At 67.2% G+C, this 15,589-nt stretch carries 17 protein-coding genes and 1 pseudogene; 13 read left to right on the top strand and 5 right to left on the bottom strand.

Annotated elements, in window-relative coordinates; all coding sequences use genetic code 11:
* Nucleotides 1–322: 322 nt before the first annotated feature.
* The 9 genes from ACZ5XZ_RS05010 (at nucleotide 323) to ACZ5XZ_RS05050 (ending at nucleotide 10,033) form a co-directional block, all read left to right on the top strand.
* Nucleotides 323–1,642 (top strand): aromatic ring-hydroxylating oxygenase subunit alpha, encoded by a 1,320-nt coding sequence (locus tag ACZ5XZ_RS05010; protein ID WP_468974704.1) that lies wholly within the window; start codon nucleotides 323–325, stop codon nucleotides 1,640–1,642.
* Nucleotides 1,639–2,151: an aromatic-ring-hydroxylating dioxygenase subunit beta gene (locus tag ACZ5XZ_RS05015; protein ID WP_468974705.1), complete on the top strand. Its 513-nt coding sequence runs from the start codon at nucleotides 1,639–1,641 to the stop codon at nucleotides 2,149–2,151. Before ACZ5XZ_RS05010 ends, ACZ5XZ_RS05015 begins: the two co-directional genes overlap by 4 nt.
* A gap of 52 nt (nucleotides 2,152–2,203) precedes the next feature.
* A complete protein-coding gene (locus ACZ5XZ_RS05020) occupies nucleotides 2,204–2,596 on the top strand; it encodes a carboxymuconolactone decarboxylase family protein (protein ID WP_468974706.1) in 393 nt (130 codons plus the stop codon).
* Entirely contained in the window at nucleotides 2,586–3,095 is a 510-nt protein-coding gene (locus ACZ5XZ_RS05025; protein ID WP_468974707.1) for a hypothetical protein, read from the top strand. Before ACZ5XZ_RS05020 ends, ACZ5XZ_RS05025 begins: the two co-directional genes overlap by 11 nt.
* A 182-nt stretch (nucleotides 3,096–3,277) precedes the next feature.
* A complete protein-coding gene (locus tag ACZ5XZ_RS05030; protein WP_468974708.1) occupies nucleotides 3,278–4,324 on the top strand; it encodes a hypothetical protein in 1,047 nt (348 codons plus the stop codon).
* Between the two features lie 514 nt (nucleotides 4,325–4,838).
* Nucleotides 4,839–5,240, top strand: coding sequence for a VOC family protein (locus ACZ5XZ_RS05035; protein WP_468974709.1), 402 nt, complete (start codon nucleotides 4,839–4,841; stop codon nucleotides 5,238–5,240).
* A 288-nt stretch (nucleotides 5,241–5,528) separates the two neighbouring features.
* On the top strand, nucleotides 5,529–6,674 hold the full coding sequence (locus tag ACZ5XZ_RS05040; RefSeq protein ID WP_468974905.1) for a 3-deoxy-7-phosphoheptulonate synthase: 1,146 nt from the start codon (nucleotides 5,529–5,531) through the stop codon (nucleotides 6,672–6,674).
* A 68-nt stretch (nucleotides 6,675–6,742) separates the two neighbouring features.
* Nucleotides 6,743–8,605 (top strand): asparagine synthase (glutamine-hydrolyzing), encoded by a 1,863-nt coding sequence (asnB, locus tag ACZ5XZ_RS05045; protein ID WP_468974710.1) that lies wholly within the window; start codon nucleotides 6,743–6,745, stop codon nucleotides 8,603–8,605.
* 303 nt (nucleotides 8,606–8,908) lie between these two features.
* Nucleotides 8,909–10,033 (top strand): alkene reductase, encoded by a 1,125-nt coding sequence (locus ACZ5XZ_RS05050; RefSeq protein WP_468974711.1) that lies wholly within the window; start codon nucleotides 8,909–8,911, stop codon nucleotides 10,031–10,033.
* Between the two features lie 203 nt (nucleotides 10,034–10,236).
* Here the strand turns inward: ACZ5XZ_RS05050 and ACZ5XZ_RS05055 are convergent, their stop codons facing one another.
* Complete coding sequence (locus ACZ5XZ_RS05055; RefSeq protein WP_468974712.1) at nucleotides 10,237–10,716, bottom strand: winged helix-turn-helix transcriptional regulator; 480 nt, start codon at nucleotides 10,714–10,716, stop codon at nucleotides 10,237–10,239.
* Between the two features lie 192 nt (nucleotides 10,717–10,908).
* Here ACZ5XZ_RS05055 and ACZ5XZ_RS05060 point away from each other — a divergent pair, with 192 nt between their 5' ends.
* Nucleotides 10,909–11,202, top strand: coding sequence for a DUF1330 domain-containing protein (locus tag ACZ5XZ_RS05060; protein WP_468974713.1), 294 nt, complete (start codon nucleotides 10,909–10,911; stop codon nucleotides 11,200–11,202).
* Nucleotides 11,203–11,439: 237 nt separating this feature from the next.
* On the top strand, nucleotides 11,440–11,607 hold the full coding sequence (locus ACZ5XZ_RS05065) for a hypothetical protein (protein ID WP_468974714.1): 168 nt from the start codon (nucleotides 11,440–11,442) through the stop codon (nucleotides 11,605–11,607).
* Between the two features lie 598 nt (nucleotides 11,608–12,205).
* Here ACZ5XZ_RS05065 and ACZ5XZ_RS05070 read toward each other — a convergent pair.
* The 3 genes from ACZ5XZ_RS05070 to ACZ5XZ_RS05080 all read right to left on the bottom strand — a co-directional run bounded on the left by ACZ5XZ_RS05070 (nucleotide 12,206) and on the right by ACZ5XZ_RS05080 (nucleotide 13,442).
* Nucleotides 12,206–12,604 carry a hypothetical protein gene (locus ACZ5XZ_RS05070; protein WP_468974715.1) on the bottom strand — a complete coding sequence of 133 codons (399 nt, stop codon included), beginning with the start codon at nucleotides 12,602–12,604 and terminating at the stop codon, nucleotides 12,206–12,208.
* A gap of 49 nt (nucleotides 12,605–12,653) precedes the next feature.
* A complete protein-coding gene (locus tag ACZ5XZ_RS05075) occupies nucleotides 12,654–12,812 on the bottom strand; it encodes a hypothetical protein (protein ID WP_468974716.1) in 159 nt (52 codons plus the stop codon).
* Nucleotides 12,813–13,001: 189 nt separating this feature from the next.
* Nucleotides 13,002–13,442 carry a nuclear transport factor 2 family protein gene (locus ACZ5XZ_RS05080; protein WP_468974717.1) on the bottom strand — a complete coding sequence of 147 codons (441 nt, stop codon included), beginning with the start codon at nucleotides 13,440–13,442 and terminating at the stop codon, nucleotides 13,002–13,004.
* Nucleotides 13,443–13,591: 149 nt separating this feature from the next.
* Between ACZ5XZ_RS05080 and ACZ5XZ_RS05085 the strand changes: the two are divergent.
* Together ACZ5XZ_RS05085 and ACZ5XZ_RS05090 are read left to right on the top strand one after the other, a co-directional pair.
* Nucleotides 13,592–13,697, top strand: a pseudogene (locus tag ACZ5XZ_RS05085) (PadR family transcriptional regulator); the annotation flags it as partial.
* Between the two features lie 78 nt (nucleotides 13,698–13,775).
* The gene (locus tag ACZ5XZ_RS05090; RefSeq protein WP_468974718.1) at nucleotides 13,776–13,970 is read left to right on the top strand and encodes a DUF6243 family protein; all 195 of its coding nucleotides are present in this window, start codon (nucleotides 13,776–13,778) and stop codon (nucleotides 13,968–13,970) included.
* A gap of 130 nt (nucleotides 13,971–14,100) precedes the next feature.
* Here the strand turns inward: ACZ5XZ_RS05090 and ACZ5XZ_RS05095 are convergent, their stop codons facing one another.
* Entirely contained in the window at nucleotides 14,101–15,474 is a 1,374-nt protein-coding gene (locus ACZ5XZ_RS05095) for an MFS transporter (RefSeq protein ID WP_468974719.1), read from the bottom strand.
* Nucleotides 15,475–15,589 lie beyond the last annotated feature (115 nt).

Here is a 15,589-nt window from a genome sequence, read left to right on the forward strand (position 1 = left end):
CGGCGCCTCGGCAAAAACCGTGCTTATGGGGCTGTCGGCGGGCGTCGAAGCATAGCGACAGCCAGCGATGGGTCTTAAGGCCTATGTACGGCCGACTTGACGATCTGACAATCTTCCCGTGGTTGCAATCCGCCACTCAGGAGGGCTGCAGAGTTGTGAACGGCCCCCGGTGGTTGGTTTTTACATCCCCGCACTGGTGCATTTGGTCAGACACACGTCGGGGCCGGGTGTGCGCCGTGCCGTCGGAGTGAGGCGATGCCGCCGCACGCACGGCCGAGGTGGTCGTCAGAACCGCCCAGAAATTACAGCGAAAGAGGGAGCAGTGACGACCGAACTACAGCGGCCGGTGGACGACCCGATTGTCGTCGATGATCTCGAGCGCCTCTCGTTCCGGGTGGATCGCCGTGCCTACACCGACGACGACGTGGCCGCGCAGGAGATGGCCAAGATCTTCGATCGCTGCTGGTTGTACGTCGGGCACGAATCGGAGGTGCCCGAGCCGGGCTCCTTCGTGGCACGCGACGTCGGCGGGCGCCCGGTGGTCATGTCGCACGGGTCCGACGGGGTGATCCGGGTGTTCGCCAACAGCTGCACTCACCGCGGGGCTCTGCTCTGCTCGCAGCCAGCCGGGCAGGTCAAATCGTTCCGGTGCCCGTATCACGACTGGACGTTCTCCAACAAGGGCGAACTGACCGGGGTTCCGATTCCGGACGGGTACGGGCCGGGCTTCCGGAAGGCGGACTTCGGCCTGGCGAAGCACCGTAGTGACAGTTACCGCGGTTTCGTCTTCGTCACCTTCGATCCGGAGCAGCCGCGCACCCTGACCGAGTACCTGGCGGGAGCCACGGAGTACATCGATCTGGTCGCCGACCAGTCCGAGACCGGGATGGAGGTGATCCAAGGCGCGCAACTCCACGGGGCTCAGGCCAACTGGAAGCTCATGATGGAGAACAGCGTCGACATCTACCACTTCCGGGCACTGCACAAGCGTTACGTCAGCTACATGCAGTCGCTCGGGTCGGTGCCACCACGACGACGAGGTGGCTTCGGCCGCGCCCTCGGCCTCGGTCATGGAGCCAACGAGCTGCCGCCGGCCGCAGCCCGCCCGCTCGCCCACTGGACGCCGATGTTCGATCCCGAGCTCCGGCCGCGGATGGAGGCGACCGCCGCACGTTTCGTGGAGAAGTTCGGCGCCGAACGCGCCGAACGGATCACCGGCATGAATCGCGCGTTGATGATCTTCCCCAACTTGATGATCATCGACGCGATTGCGCTCACGATTCGCAAGATCGACCCGGTCGGCGTCGACCGGATGTCCATCACCTCGGTTGCGCTGGCCCCCAAGGACGAAGATCCGGAGATCAGGGAACTCCGCAAGAGTCACTACCTGACGTTCCTCGGTCCCGCCGGCTTCGCCACTCCCGACGACATCGAGATCGTCGAGTCGTGCCAGCGAGGTTATCTCAATCGCACGGTGCGCTACTCGGATCTGTCACGCGGTATGAACAAGGAGATCCCCGAGACGACCGACGAGCTCCCTGCCCGCGAATTCTGGCGGCAGTGGGACCGGATGATGCACGGCGACGACGGTCACTTCGAGGTCGCTCACCAGGCCGAGTTGCAAGGGGCAGAAAAGAAATGACCAGCGAACTGATAGTCGACGATGCAGCCCAGGTGAGGCTGTACCACCGGGTGAGCCAGTTCCTTTTCCGTGAGGCTCGGCTGCTCGACGAGTGGCGTCTGCGCGAGTGGTACGACGAGATGCTGACCGACGACGTCCGCTACGTGGTGCCGGCTACCGACGTCCGCGGCGAGTCGGCCGACGCGCTCGGGCTCATCGCCGACGATGCTGCCCGGCTTCGCCAGCGGATCGAGCAGATCCTCAATGGTGAGGTGTGGTGCGAGGACCCGCGGTCGCGAACGAATCGCATGATCAGCAATGTGGAGATCCTGGCTGATCAGGGCAGCTACCTCGAGGTGGCGGCGAATGTCGTCGTATACCGCTTCGGACACGGGCGCTCCGACGCTTACGTCGGAAAGTATCGGTTCGAACTCGTCCCCGACGGCGAGTCGTTCCGGATCCGGAGGCGGGTCGTGGTGCTCGACCACGAGACGTTGTACGAGCACGGCAAGATCAGCATCGTCCTGTGATGGGCCGAGGACAGCAGCCAGCCGTGGCGCCCCAATATGGAGGAGTTGACCGATGAATGAGCCGTCTGTCCGGCGCGAGCGGGGCGAAGCCGTCTTCAAGGAGGTCTTCGGCCGCGAACCGCGCCCGGGTAACTACCCGGAGTTCCTGCAGATCACCGTCGAGCATTTGTTCGGTGAGATCTGGGCCCGCCCGCACCTGAGCCTCGAGGAGCGCGAACTGGTCGCACTGACCGCGGTCGCGCTGGCGCGGACCGATTGGGAGTTGCGGGGCCACATCGGTGCCTCCCTCAACCTCGGGATGTCGCGGGAGAAGATCGTCGAAGTGATCATTCAGCTCGCCTACTACGGCGGCTGGCCGGTCGCCAACAACGGACTGCGCGTCGCCCAGGAGGTCTTCGCCGAGTTGGACAACGCCACCGGGAAGGACGCGGACCATGACCGATGAAACGTCTCCTCTCGACCCGGCGGAGAAGGTCGACCTGTGGCGCCAGCGGTACTTCGAGGCCCAGGCGGCCGCGGAAGAGTTCGTCCTGGGAGAGCACGGCGAAGAAGGCCTGGCCGGATGGATAGAGGCGAACTCCCGCATCACCGCGGACCTGCTGCGAGCGCAACGGCCCGACGGGGTATCGGCTACCGATCACTTCATGAACCGGATGCAACGTCAGCTCTTGCTGTACGACTCGGCGGTGTCCACCGAGCCTCAGCCCTCGGGCACCGTCCTGCGTAACGCCGACTGCGGGATCCTCCGGTACCGCAAAAAGGCTGCCCGCGCCGGCGTCGTCCTGACGTTCAAGTCACCGTGCGGGTACTGCCAGAAACTCCACACCGCCATCGCCACCCGCTACGTGGAACCGGACGTTACGGTGTCGTGCGAACAGGCGGGCGACGGGTGCACCTGGCGCGCGGAATCTGCTCACGCTCCGGGGGAGGACGCGGCCGGGTGACCGCACCGCGGACGAGCTGCTGATGGAACAGCAGTACAGCTCCCCGCCGGTGGGCCGAGAATGGCGTTCAGCGGCGCCACCGACTCGGACATTTTTTCGCGACTTCGCCGGACCCCCGGACCGAAACGTCTTCCAGCACCCCTCGCACCTGTCTATCGGAGTGATCAGGCATGCCTTTGTCGATGGCCGACAAAATGATCCGTCTCAACCTGATGGCTTTCCCGCGCCCTCTTAATGTGGCGCAGTTCTACCCGGCGCTTTCAACGTACAGCGTCGAGCAGCCTTTTTCGCTCGACGATTTTCGAGACGCAGTCGGTCACTTCTTCGACGAGAACCCGCTCTTTTCGAAGTGTCATTTGATCGAGCGGGAGTTCGAAAGTCCGGAAGAATTCTCGGTCGAATCCTTTCAGGGGATCGTGCTCGACGAGTACCCCAATTACTACGACGGCTTCCTGTTGATGTCCGTCACGTACAAGTCGAACCCCAACATCCAGGGGATTTTTACAGCCTTCCCCATGTCGATACAGGACGGCTACAGGTGCTTCCGCTTCCACCAGGCGTTGATGAGCACCATGAAGGCGGGCGAGGACCGGTTCCACATCGCGGAGACAATAGTGGAGCTTCAACTGCAGACCGCTGACCTGGAGCAGTACCTCCCCCCGAGGAAGCCGTCCGTTGATGAGAACGAAACGGTGCGGCTCATGCCCTGGACGCTTCGAGAGACCGTCGAGCCCGCTGGGAAGATCGGTTCATTTCTCGACATGGTCAAGGCGGAGTTCCAGAAGAGGTCCAGCGAGAACCTTCTCGTGATGAAGAACGCCTCGTACGGCGCAAGCCTTCCCTTCGGAAACCATCTCATGTTCCTGTTCGTTCCGCGCGAGGCGGTCGGACGGAGCAGTGGTAATCAGATTCGCGACTACTACAAGGAGCTGGCGGTCGAAGCGGAGAAGGCCGTCGCGGAGTTGGAGACGCCGGAGGACTTCGCACGAGCCGGCGCGGATGTGTTTCCGTGGATAGGCACGCACCCCCGTCGATTCGGCGTCAACAACTACGGCGACGTCTCGCGGTACGACGGGTCGGACTTCCTTCCGGAAAAGGGAACCCTCGTGCAGTACCAGTGGCACATGCCATACCTCGTCTCGCAGGGGGCGGCCACAGAAGGATCGGGAATGCACATGACCATTACTCTCAACGGTAAGGCGTTCCATTTCCTGACGCAGCGGCGGTAGGGAAAGATAAAGATTCGTCATGTTGTCTTGCACGTGGAAGCGTCTCCCGTCGCTGACAGACGCGTTGCTCCGAGGCGGGGACGATCGTGCATGCGCGGACGATGCTGACTGAGCGTGCGCTGGGATCGTTGCTCCCGTGGACCTGCGCCTACGGAACAAGAACGTGGCTTCGGCGCGCGTCAGCCAGAGCGATCACCAGGACCCGGCCCGCACCGCGGCCCTCGACCTATGTGTGGCTGTGGGCCGCCAATTCGGCATGACCCTCGACGGCAGCCGGTCGCCGGCCCCACCGCGCGGCACTGCGTTGGTCCAGTCACCGCCTCGTCCGCGGTGCGGTGACCCGGTCGCGTCCTTTCCTGGAGCGTGAGCAGATTCCGCGTGCCCAGGGGCCTTTGCCGCCCGCCTGTTCGCGCGACACCGTGACGTCCGGTTCATTTCCACCCTGGATCGGTGCTCCGTCAGGACGGTGAAATGCAACACAAGAAACAAGCAATAGCTTGAGTCGGGAGTAGCCATGAAGATCGTCAAAACTTTTTACAGGACGTACCTTCGAAAGACGGAACTCGAAGCATGTAAAAAGTTCTACATGGCACTCCAGGGAGTGGACCGTCCACACCACGAATTTCATTACGAGGAGTTTAGGCTCGATATCGTAGGGATCGGAAGTGTTCTCTTGCTCGCGGGAGACAAGGCTGACACTGAGCGGTTCGAGGCTACCAAGTTGACCTGTCTGGTGGATGACCTGGACGCCGTGCGCGCATACTTCATCCAGACTGGGGTCAAGATCATCGACGATATCAAGGTCGTTCCTTCAGGGCGCAACTTGCGCGCCATGAGTCCGGACGGAACGATCGCCGAGTACGTCCAGCACAGCGATGAATTCAAGCGCAAGATGGCTGGAAACGCCTACGATTGAAAATACCGGATCGATCACGCTGATCCCCTCGAAGCGGGAGATCGGCGCGCGGTATGACCGTTCCCATCGATCTGGTGTGCGACCTCCTGTTCGCCTGAGTAGCTGTCCGCCTTCGCCTTCCGGAACAGGCTAGGTGCCGGTTGGCCATCGGCGGAATGTCCGCAACTTCGGAGCGACGAGCTTCCCAACCGGGGGATCAAATTCGTGACTACGCCTCTCACCCTCACACCGTCAGTTGAAACCGATTTCACTTCGGATCCGGAGCGCGAGAGTCAATGGCTTCGCACTCTGCCGGCCCATCAGCAACCGCGGTGGAAGGACCACGGTCTGGCTGAACGGCTCAGCAGCGAACTCAGTGAATTGCCCGGCCTGGTGACCTGGGACGAGGTGCGCCATCTGCGGCTGCTCCTCGCCGAGGTCGCGGCCGGCGGACTGCAGATCCTGCAGGCGGGCGACTGCGCCGAGGACCCCGCGGATTGCGTTCCCGAGGTGCTCAGCCGCAAGGCTGGCATGCTCAACGCGCTGGCCGGGGCGATGCAAGCCCGAACCGGCCTGTCCGTGGTGCGGGTGGGTCGGATCGCGGGTCAGTTCGCCAAGCCCCGCTCCGCCGACCTGGAGCGGCACGGAGAGCTCGAGATACCGGTGTTCCGCGGCCACTTGGTCAACGATCCGCAGCCCGATCCGCAGCTGCGCCAGCCGGATCCGGCGCGCCTGCTCAGCGGCTACCGGGCCGCTCACGCCGGAACGGAATTCCTGCGCCGACTCGGCGGCGCCTGGGGTCTGCCGGCCGCGGCACCTGTGTGGACGAGTCACGAGGCCCTCGTGCTGGACTATGAGCTGCCGTTGCTGCGTCAGGGCCGGCGAGGCATGCTGCTGTCCTCGACGCACTGGCCGTGGATTGGGGACCGCACCCGCCAGCTGGACGGTGCACACGTGCAGCTGCTGGCCCGGGTCCAGAATCCGGTGGCATGCAAGGTCGGTCCGACGATGACACCCGCCGAGCTGACTCAACTCTGTTCGGTCCTGGACCCGGCTCGTACGCCCGGCCGACTGACGCTCATCTCCCGGATGGGCGCGGATCGGGTCGCGGAGTGGCTGCCACCGTTGATGGCCGCTGTCCGCGACGCGGGGCATCCGGTCATCTGGCTGTGCGATCCGATGCACGGCAACACTCAGCTCGGCCCGTTGGGCCGCAAGACCCGCCTGCTGACCAGCATCAAGCGCGAAGTGGAGCTCTTCCAAGAGGTGGCCGCCGCAGAGCACGTGGTCGCAGGGGGGCTGCACCTGGAAGCCACGCCGGAGAACGTCGGTGAATGTGTGGCGGACGAGTCGCATCTCGACGACCTCCTCGACCCGCTGGGCTACACCACCCTCTGCGACCCGCGCCTCAACATCGACCAGGCCGTGGCAGTCGTGTCGGCCTGGCGTCGTTGAGCGACGCGACCACCGTCCACAGAACAACCTCTTCAGGATCTAGTACTCGCTCTACCGAAGGACAAGTCATGTGTGGTGTTGCCGGGTTAGTTCGATTCGACCGGGACCTCGGCGCGGCGGATCGGACGGCCGTGGCCGCGATGACCGAGACGATGAGCTGCCGGGGGCCGGACGCCGGTGACATCTGGCAGGGCCGGCACGCCCTCCTGGGGCACCGGCGCCTGGCGATCATCGATCTGCCCGGTGGCCGTCAGCCCATGCGGCGCGACGTCGCCGGCCACGGCGCCGCGGCCACGGTCGCGCTCTCGTACAGCGGCGAGATCTACAACTTTCAGGAACTGCGCACCGAGCTCACACAGCAGGGACATCGTTTCGAGACGAAGAGCGACACCGAAGTCGTCCTGTGCGCGTATCTACAGTGGGGTGACGCCTTCGTCGAACGTCTCAACGGCATGTTCGCCTTCGCCCTGTGGGACGGGCGGACGGAAGAACTGCTGCTGGTGCGCGACCGGCTCGGAGTCAAGCCCCTCTACTGGCAACCGACCCCGGCGGGCGCGCTGTTCGGCTCCGAGCCCAAAGCCATCCTCGCGCACCCCGACGTCCGTCGCGACGTCGGCATCGACGGCCTGCGCGAGATCTTCTCGCTGACCAGGACGCCGGGAAGGACCCCGTACGCACATCTGCACGAGGTCGAACCGGGCACGTTCGTACGCATTCGCGACAACGGGAGCCGGGTCCACCGGTACTGGTCGCTCACCGCACAGGAACACACCGACAGCCTGGACGCCACGGTCGCAACGGTCCGCGACCTTCTGGAGGACGCCACCCGCAGGCAGCTCGTCGCGGACGTACCGCAGTGCGTCCTGCTCTCCGGCGGCCTGGACTCCAGTCTCATCACGGCCATCGCGGCCCGCGCGATGCAGGCGCAGGGCGCCCGTATCCCGTCCTTCGCTGTGGACTTCGAAAGCGAGGCGGAGTTCGAGGCCTCGGAACTGCGCGGAGAGCCCGACCTTCCGTACGCCCGGCTGCTCGCCGCCCAGGTCGGCACGGACCATGCAGACCTCGTCCTGAAAGACGCCGAGTTAATGGACCCGCGCACCCGTGAGGCCGTCGCGGCCGCCCGCGACCTCCCGGCCGGCTGGGGCGATCTCGACACCTCCCTGTACCTGCTGTTCCGAGCCATCCGGGGCAAGTCGACCGTCGCCCTCTCCGGCGAGGGCGCCGACGAATTCTTCGGCGGTTACCCGTGGTTCCACCGGCCCGAGGCCGTGAACGCCGCGCAGTTCCCGTGGGCGGGCCTCGAAACCTTCAGCCTGGCGGATCCCGCCACCAGTCGCCTCACCCTGCTCTCGCCGGAGCTGCGGGCCGACCTCGACATGGAAGCGCACGCCAAGAACGCCTACCAAGAGGCGCTGGCCGAGGTGCCCAGGTTGCCGGGCGAAAGCGGCCTGGAACGCAGAATGCGGGAGATCGGCCATATGCACGTCACCCGCTGGCTTCCGGAGATGCTCGACCGGAAGGACAGGATGAGCATGGCCGTCGGCCTCGAAGTGCGCGTGCCGTTCTGCGACCACCGGCTCGTGCAGTACGCGTTCAACATCCCCTGGTCGATGAAGACCTTCGACGGGCGCGAGAAGAGCCTGCTCCGCCTGGCCGCACGGGACTTGGTGCCCGACGCCATCATCCAGCGCAAGAAGGCCAGTTACGCCGTCACGCAGAGCCCCGCCTACATGTCGGAACTCCGCCGGACCCTTGCGGACGTCGTCTCCGACTCCACGGCCCCGGTGCATCAGCTCCTCGACCGGGACGCCGTCCGCCGCGCCGTTTCCCCACCCGAGGGCGAGCACGCGAACACCGGACGCTCAGCCATCGAGCTCGTCCTCTCGCTCGACCTGTGGCTGCGAAGGACCGCACCCGCAATCAGCCTCTGACCTGACCACGCACGCGCACCCGACCACGCACGCGAACCCCTCGGCCGCCTCGCATTCCAGAACGGCGAATGGGGCATCGGTGAGCCTGGGCCGCCCCGGTGAGCCGCGCGAGACCAGTCCCTCGACCGGGGGATTCCTGCTCGAACGGTTCTGGTGGGGCTCGGTCTTCCTGATCAACCTGCCCGTCATCGCCCTGTTCCTGGTCTTCGCACCGAGCCTGCTGCGTGACGTGCGCGCGACCCGCTCCTATGGAGGAAGGGATGGCCTTCATCCCGTTGTCCACCGAGTCATGAAAGAAGACCCATGTCTGTCAGTACCTCGGAACTTTCGCCCGCCCCTTCGCTTTTCTCCCCGGTCTCCCTCGGGAAGATGGCGCTCGCCAACCGCATCGTCATGGCACCGCTGACCCGGGTGCGGGCCGGTTCCTCCGGCATCCCCGGGGACCTGATGGTCGAGTACTACCGGCAGCGGGCGAGCGTCGGAATGATCATCACCGAGGGCACCTTCCCCGACCATGCGTCGCAGGGATGGGTCGGCGGGCCGGGCATCGCCACCGACGAGCAGGCGGCCGGCTGGCAGAAGGTGTTCGAGGCGGTGCACGCCGAGGGCGGCTGCATCGTCATGCAGATCCAGCACGCCGGCCGCGCCACACACCCCGACATCAACGGCGGCCGCCGCATCCTCGCCCCCAGCGCGATCGCCGTCGACGCCAACATTCCGTACACGGGGAAGGGCGAGCAGCCCTTCCCCGTGCCGGAAGCGATGACCACCGCCGAGACCCGGGAGGCCCTGGAGGGCTTCGTCGCAGCGGCCCGCCGGGCCGTCGAGGCGGGAGCGGACGGCGTGGAACTCCACGGCGCTAACGGCTATCTGCTGCACCAGTTCCTCTACCCGGGGGCCAACCAGCGCACCGATGAGTACGGCGGCTCCCCCGAGAACCGGGCTCGCTTCGTCGTCGAGGTGGTCACGGCGGTCGCCGAGGCCGTGGGCGCCGAGCGGGTCGGGCTGCGGATCTCGCCGGAGATGACCTCCGAGAGGCTCCGCCAGGGTGTCTTCGAGACCGACCGGGACGACGTCCTGGCCACCTACGGCACCCTGGTGGACCAGCTGCGCCCGCTGGGCCTGGCCTACCTGTCCGTCCTGCACAAAGAGCCGGGCGGCGAGCTGGTGCAGGAGCTGCGACAGCGCTTCGACGGCAAGCTGATCGTCAACAGCGCCTTCCTCTGGCAGACCACCCGTGAGGAGGCGATGCAGCGGATCGAGGCCGACCACGCCGACGCCGTGGTCGTGGGCCGGGCCCTGATAGCCAACCCCGACCTGGTCGAGCGCTGGCAGGGCGGGCATCCCGAGAACGAGCTGCGGCCGGAACTGTTCTACACACAGGGCCCTGAGGGCTACACCGACTACCCCTTCCTCCAGACGGCTTGAGGCCAGTGTGATGCGCCAGAATTCGCGGGCTTAAGTCTGTGGCCTGTTTTCATGCCTCGGGGTCCTCGTGCTGTTGACGTCAGGCTGTCCGGCAATGGGTTAGCTGAGTTGTCGCGCTGGGTGGATGGGGCGGTAGAGCCCCGTTGCCGCGTCGCGGGGTGACCATGTGGTGTCCCACCCCGCCTCCGATCCGAGGCGGGGCGTCAGTCCGCGGAGTCCCTCTTCGGCGTCCCGTCGCCCTCGGTGTCCGGATGTGGGACGCGGCTGGCGGACTGGTCGTCGGCGTGGTCCGCCCCTTGCGAGTCGATCGTGGCCGCCCAGCGTTCCGCCCAGCGGGCGAGGGGGTTCAGGGTGTGGCGCGCCTCCTGTCCCAGCGGGGTGAGTTCGTAGCGGCTGTCCGGTAGTTGGTGAATCACCTGGGCCTCCAGCAGTTCGGTCAGGCGCTGCCGCATCACGCTGGAGGACATGTCGTCGCACCGCTTCTGCAAGGGGCGGAATCCAAGCGGACCCGCGCGAAGCTCCCACAGGATGCGCAGACTCCACCGCCGCCCGAACAGATCGAGTGCGGCCATGAGGGGGCGGCCGGTGGTCGAGCCGCGAACAGGATTGCCAGGTCTGGGTGTTGCCATGTCGGGATGTCCAGCTCTCCAGGATTGACGCTTCGAATTCCGACACGCTAGCATCGTCGACCGCTTCGGGAATCCGGCTCGTCCTCGCCCGCCGACGCTCACCCGAGACCCATCCGATCGCAGCCCCAGCCGGTTGGTCGAAGCCGTCCGACTTCGACGCCGTCTCCGTCGGCTCGCTGACCCACAGCGCGCCGGCCATGGATCTGAGCATGCTTCTGATCATCCATTCCGAACACAGGAGGTACCGTGGCCAAGGGCTACTGGGTCAGCGTCTACCGCACCATCGCAGACCCCGAGAAGGTGGCTGCCTACGACAAGCTGACCGGTCCAGCCATCGATGCTGCGGGCGGGCGGACGCTCTCCCTCGGCAGCCGGGTCGTCGCACACGACGCCGGAATCGCCGAGCGCACCGTCCTGATCGAGTTCGACAGCTTCGAACAGGCGGTCGCCGCACGCGAGAGTGCGGCCTACCAGGAGGCGCTGGTCGTACTTGGTGACGCCGTCGAGCGCGACTTCCGGATCATCGAAGGCCTCGACTGACGACCGGCGCGCGTCAGGGAGGAACACGACCAGATCGAAGAGGCCGTGGTCGGCGGCCAGATGGGCGGCGGCGCGCAGAACGTTGCCAGGGGGCCGCGGCGGTCTGGGCGCGGGCCGTGCTCGGCATCGGCCGAGGCGACTCGGCTCTCGCGTTCCTCGGCCTTGCCCCCGTACCGCTCGGTATGTTCGAGCGCTACCTGGCCCGGGTCCAGGGTTACCTGCGCGGGGACGGTAGGGGTGTCGGTCGCCGGGCTGTGCTGCTATCGGCCCGGCGACCGCTCCCGGCTGATCTACCGCACCCTGCTCCACCGAGGCCGTAAAGGCGAACCGAAAGGGTTCCGCGAGCCGGAGCTGATCCGGTTGCTGGACCCGCTCACCAGCAGCTACGGGCACCGATCGCGCTGATCTGGGACCGCCGGTCGCTGCACAGGACTCCCGCGATCCGCTCGGCGATCGCCGCCCGCTGCGGGTCTACCAGCTACCCGCCTACGCGCCCGAGCTCAACCTGGTCGAGAAGGTCTGGTCGACGATGAAAGGCAGCCTGGCCGACCTCGCCGAGCGTCCGGGGCTCGCCGGTAGTCGGTAGTCCTCTTTGAGTCGCTCGGCGGACGGCCAGGCGCCGGGTTTGTGTCCTGCGGGCCCCGAAAATCTCTGCCACAGCGCCACGACCTGGACGGGGGCCCTCACCGGGCGGGGTCTGCAGGCGCAGGAACGCCGGCAGGTCGCCCTGCTCGCGCATGGCCGCGATGTCGTCGGTCTCGAAGTCATCCACGGCGGCTGCCTCGCGTGGTCTCGTCGTCTTCGCCCTCTGCGGGGCATCCGGGTGGCGGCCCTCCCGTGCATGGAACCGCCGCCACCCCGGCTCTCCCCGACCCGTCCCGGAGCAGGAGGTCCCCTCACCCTGCCGGTCAGGTGAGCGGCCGGTGCAGCTGCGGGCGGTTTCTCCCAGGACCTGGCACACGCACCTGCGCAGGCGTTCCGCCCGACGGTCCGGGCGCCGGTTTCACGGCCCGGCGTCTTCGTGCGGGGCGGGGGCGAGTTCCCAGCGGGCCCACCTCTTACGGGCCGCGTCCGCCGAGAGGCCGAACGGTTCGCCGATGGCCGCCCAGGAGGCGCCGGCTGCGCGTTCCTGGATGACGCAGACGCGGACCAGGTCCTCGGTGCGGCGTTCGATGCCCGCGGCGGCCAGCGCGAAGACGCCGTGCCAGGTGTCTTCCTGCCAGACCGCCTGGAGCAGGACTTCGCGCAGTGCCGCCAGCTGTTCCTGGAGGCTGTATCCGGCCCGGTATGCCTTGTCCCGGCACAGCCGCGGCCGCGGGCAGTACCGTCGCCTCACGGAGCCTTCGCCGAGCGGCTCGCCGCGCCACCGGCAGCAGCGCAGCCCTGCGGTGCTGTCGTCCATGAGCGGACCGTACGGCCGGTGGCGGGCGACAGCCAGGGCCCCATCGATGTCAGGAGGCGGGCACCGCGCGGGACAGCGGGTCCAGGTCGCCGTGGAGAGCGGCGTGCAGGGCCGCCGCGATCTGCCGGGCCCGTTCCTTGCCTGCGATGTCATGTCGTACAGGACGGTGGTGGGGAGAACCCAGGGTCCATAGCTTTTTGGTGGGCATTGATCGCCCCTTCGGTCAGCGCCACCGTTGATGTCGGTCGTCATGTCGAACAACCGGGCAGGTGTGAATCCGAGCGTGGGCTCGGAGCTGAACAGGGTGCCGCGGTGACCGGTGTGGGACCGGGCCTCGTACGCCGGACCGGCCAGTCTGGCGCGCCCGGCGCCGCACCGGCCTGCGGTCGATCCCGCGCTACTGGGCGGCCGGCGCCGGCACGAGCCCCGCCTCCGCCAGCCTGGCGAGCACCGCCTCGCTCAGCGCCTGCGCGGCGGACAGCGGTCGGACGAAGACGCTGAACTCCTTGATCCGGCCGTCGTCCCCGAAGTGCAGCTGATCGATCCCGTGGATCTCCTGGCCGTTCACGGTGCCGCGGAAGACCAGCACCTCCGAGGGAGCCTCGGTGCCATCGGCGCTCGTCTCAGCGGCGCCGGTGTACTGGGCGACGTAACGGAAGTCCTCGAAGGTGCGCAGCAGGACGTCGAAGAGGCCGAGGATCATCTGCTTGTCCTCGAGGGGCTTGAGCTTCGCGAGGCTGTAGAGGAGGCAGTCGTCGGCGAACAGGTCGTCCAGGGCCGCGAGTTCGCCCTGTTCGATGGCGGCTCGGAAACGCTCGGCGGTGGTCTTGGCGGTCACGGCTGATCCTCCACGTACGGACGCGTATTACCCATGAATATGACTACTCCTGATCATCAATAACATCCCCGCAGGGTCCGGCAACAGAGGAGCGCAGGGTTCCGAATCAGTGGACCGGTGGAGCAGGGCGGCCGAGGGCGCTACGGCATGTGGTGCTGGCGGCGTTGCTCGAAGGGGAGTTGAGCGGCTACGAGTTGGCGAGGTCCTTCGACCTCGGAGTGGCCAACTTCTGGCACGCACAGCCCCAGCAGGTCAACGGGAGGACGTGGGTGGAACAGGACGTGAGCAGAAAAGGAGCGGCCGCACGCCGAAGGGCGCTGTATCGTCCGAGCCATGACCAAGAGCTCCAACAACCTCCTCGGCGTGGGCGGGCAGCGCAAGAAGGCGTCCCGCGCCGACCAGCTGGGCCCCGGCGCCGCACGCACGGCAGACCGTAAGGCGGCCGACGACCGCAAGCAGGACCTGGCGGCCAAGATGCGCGAGCGCGCGCTCGGCAAGCAGAAGGCCGACGAGGAAGACAAGGCGTAGGGCAAGGCAAGGCGTCGTAGAGCGAGACATGGCGTCCTAGCGGAAGACAAGGCGCAAGAGGTGAAGGCCCGCAACTCCTCGGGGAGTTGCGGGCCTTCACCCTGTCCGCCCGTCTGCGGGCCCGGCGCCCTCAGACCGCCTTGCGCGGCAGTCGCAGGCTCAGCAGGACCGTCAGCGCGACCGTGCCCAGCTGGACGAGCAGCGTGATCAGCAGGGCGTCCCGCATGCCCGAGCCGGGCAGCAGCGCGAGGAAGAGCGAGCCGAGCGTCGCCACCCCGAGCGCCAGGGCCGACTGCTGGGTGGTGATCATGACGCCGCTGCCCACACCGGCCCGGTGCGCGGGCACGTCCGAGAGCACGATGCGGAAGAGCGTCGGCTGTTGCAGTGACGTGCCGAGTCCGGCGAGCGCGGCCCCGGGGGCCAGGTCCGCGATGCCGAGCCCCGGCCAGTTCCGCCAGACCGCCCCCGCGACCAGCGCGACGCCCACCGCCTGGATCAGCCCGCCGGCCGACACGACCCGGCTGCCGAACCGTGCGGTCAGCCGCGGTCCCGCGAGGGAGCCGAAGAAGAAGAACACCGCCATCGGCATCAGGGCGAGCCCCGCCTCGACGGGCCCCATCCGCAGCCCCTGCTGCAGCACCACGGCGAACATGAACATAAAGCCGCTGAAGCCGAGCATGAGCGGCAGGAGCAGCCCAAGTCCCCTGCGCAGCGGTACCGATTGGAACAGGCTCGGCGGTACCAGCGGGGTCCGGCCCGCCCGGTCGGCGCGCAGCTCGACCCGGCAGAAGGCGGCCACGGAGACCGGGAACAGCGCCAGCATGACCCAGGTCCACACCGGCCACCCCGCCGCCCGGCCCTCGGTCAGCGGCAGCAGCAGGGTGATCAGGGAGGCGGCGAGCAGCAGCGTGCCCGGTACGTCCACCGACGCGGGCTGTGCGCTGCGGCTCTCCGGGACGGAGCGCGCCGCGAGGATCAGACCGAGCAGGGCGACCGGCACGTTCACCAGGAACACCGAACGCCAGCTCATGCCCGCGATGTCGGCCGCGACGAGTACACCGCCGAGGATCTGCCCGGCCACCATGGAGAGCCCGGTCGTGGCACCGTAAAAGCCCATCGCCCGTGCTCTGCGCGGACCTTGGGTGGTGGACTGGATGGTGGCGAGCACCTGCGGCAGCATCAGCGCGGCCGCGGCGCCCTGGGCGAACCGCGCCCCGACCAGCGTCCAGGCGTCGGGGGCCAGACCGCAGGCGAGCGAGGTGAGGCCGAAGGCGGCCATGCCGGTCAGGAAGAGCCGGCGGCGTCCGACCGTGTCGCCGAGGCGGCCGCCCAGGACGAGGAGTACGGCGTACGCGACGCCATAGCCCGCGACGACGAGTTCGAGCAGGGCGGGGCCCGCCTGGAGATCCTGGTCGATCGCGGGCAGGGCGACGTTGACGATGAAGAAGTCGATGAGCGGCAGCGCGGCGCCGAGCAGCACGGTGAACAGCCCGAGTGGGCTCAACTCGGGCGCTGCGGAGGTGTGTTCATGCGGACGGACAGCGGTAGTGGGAAGGGAGACGGGAGGACGGGGCGACGCGGTCGATTCACTCACGACTCTACGATCCTCGCCTCGTTAG

The sequence above is a fragment of the Streptomyces sp. NPDC033270 genome, assembly GCF_055576575.1.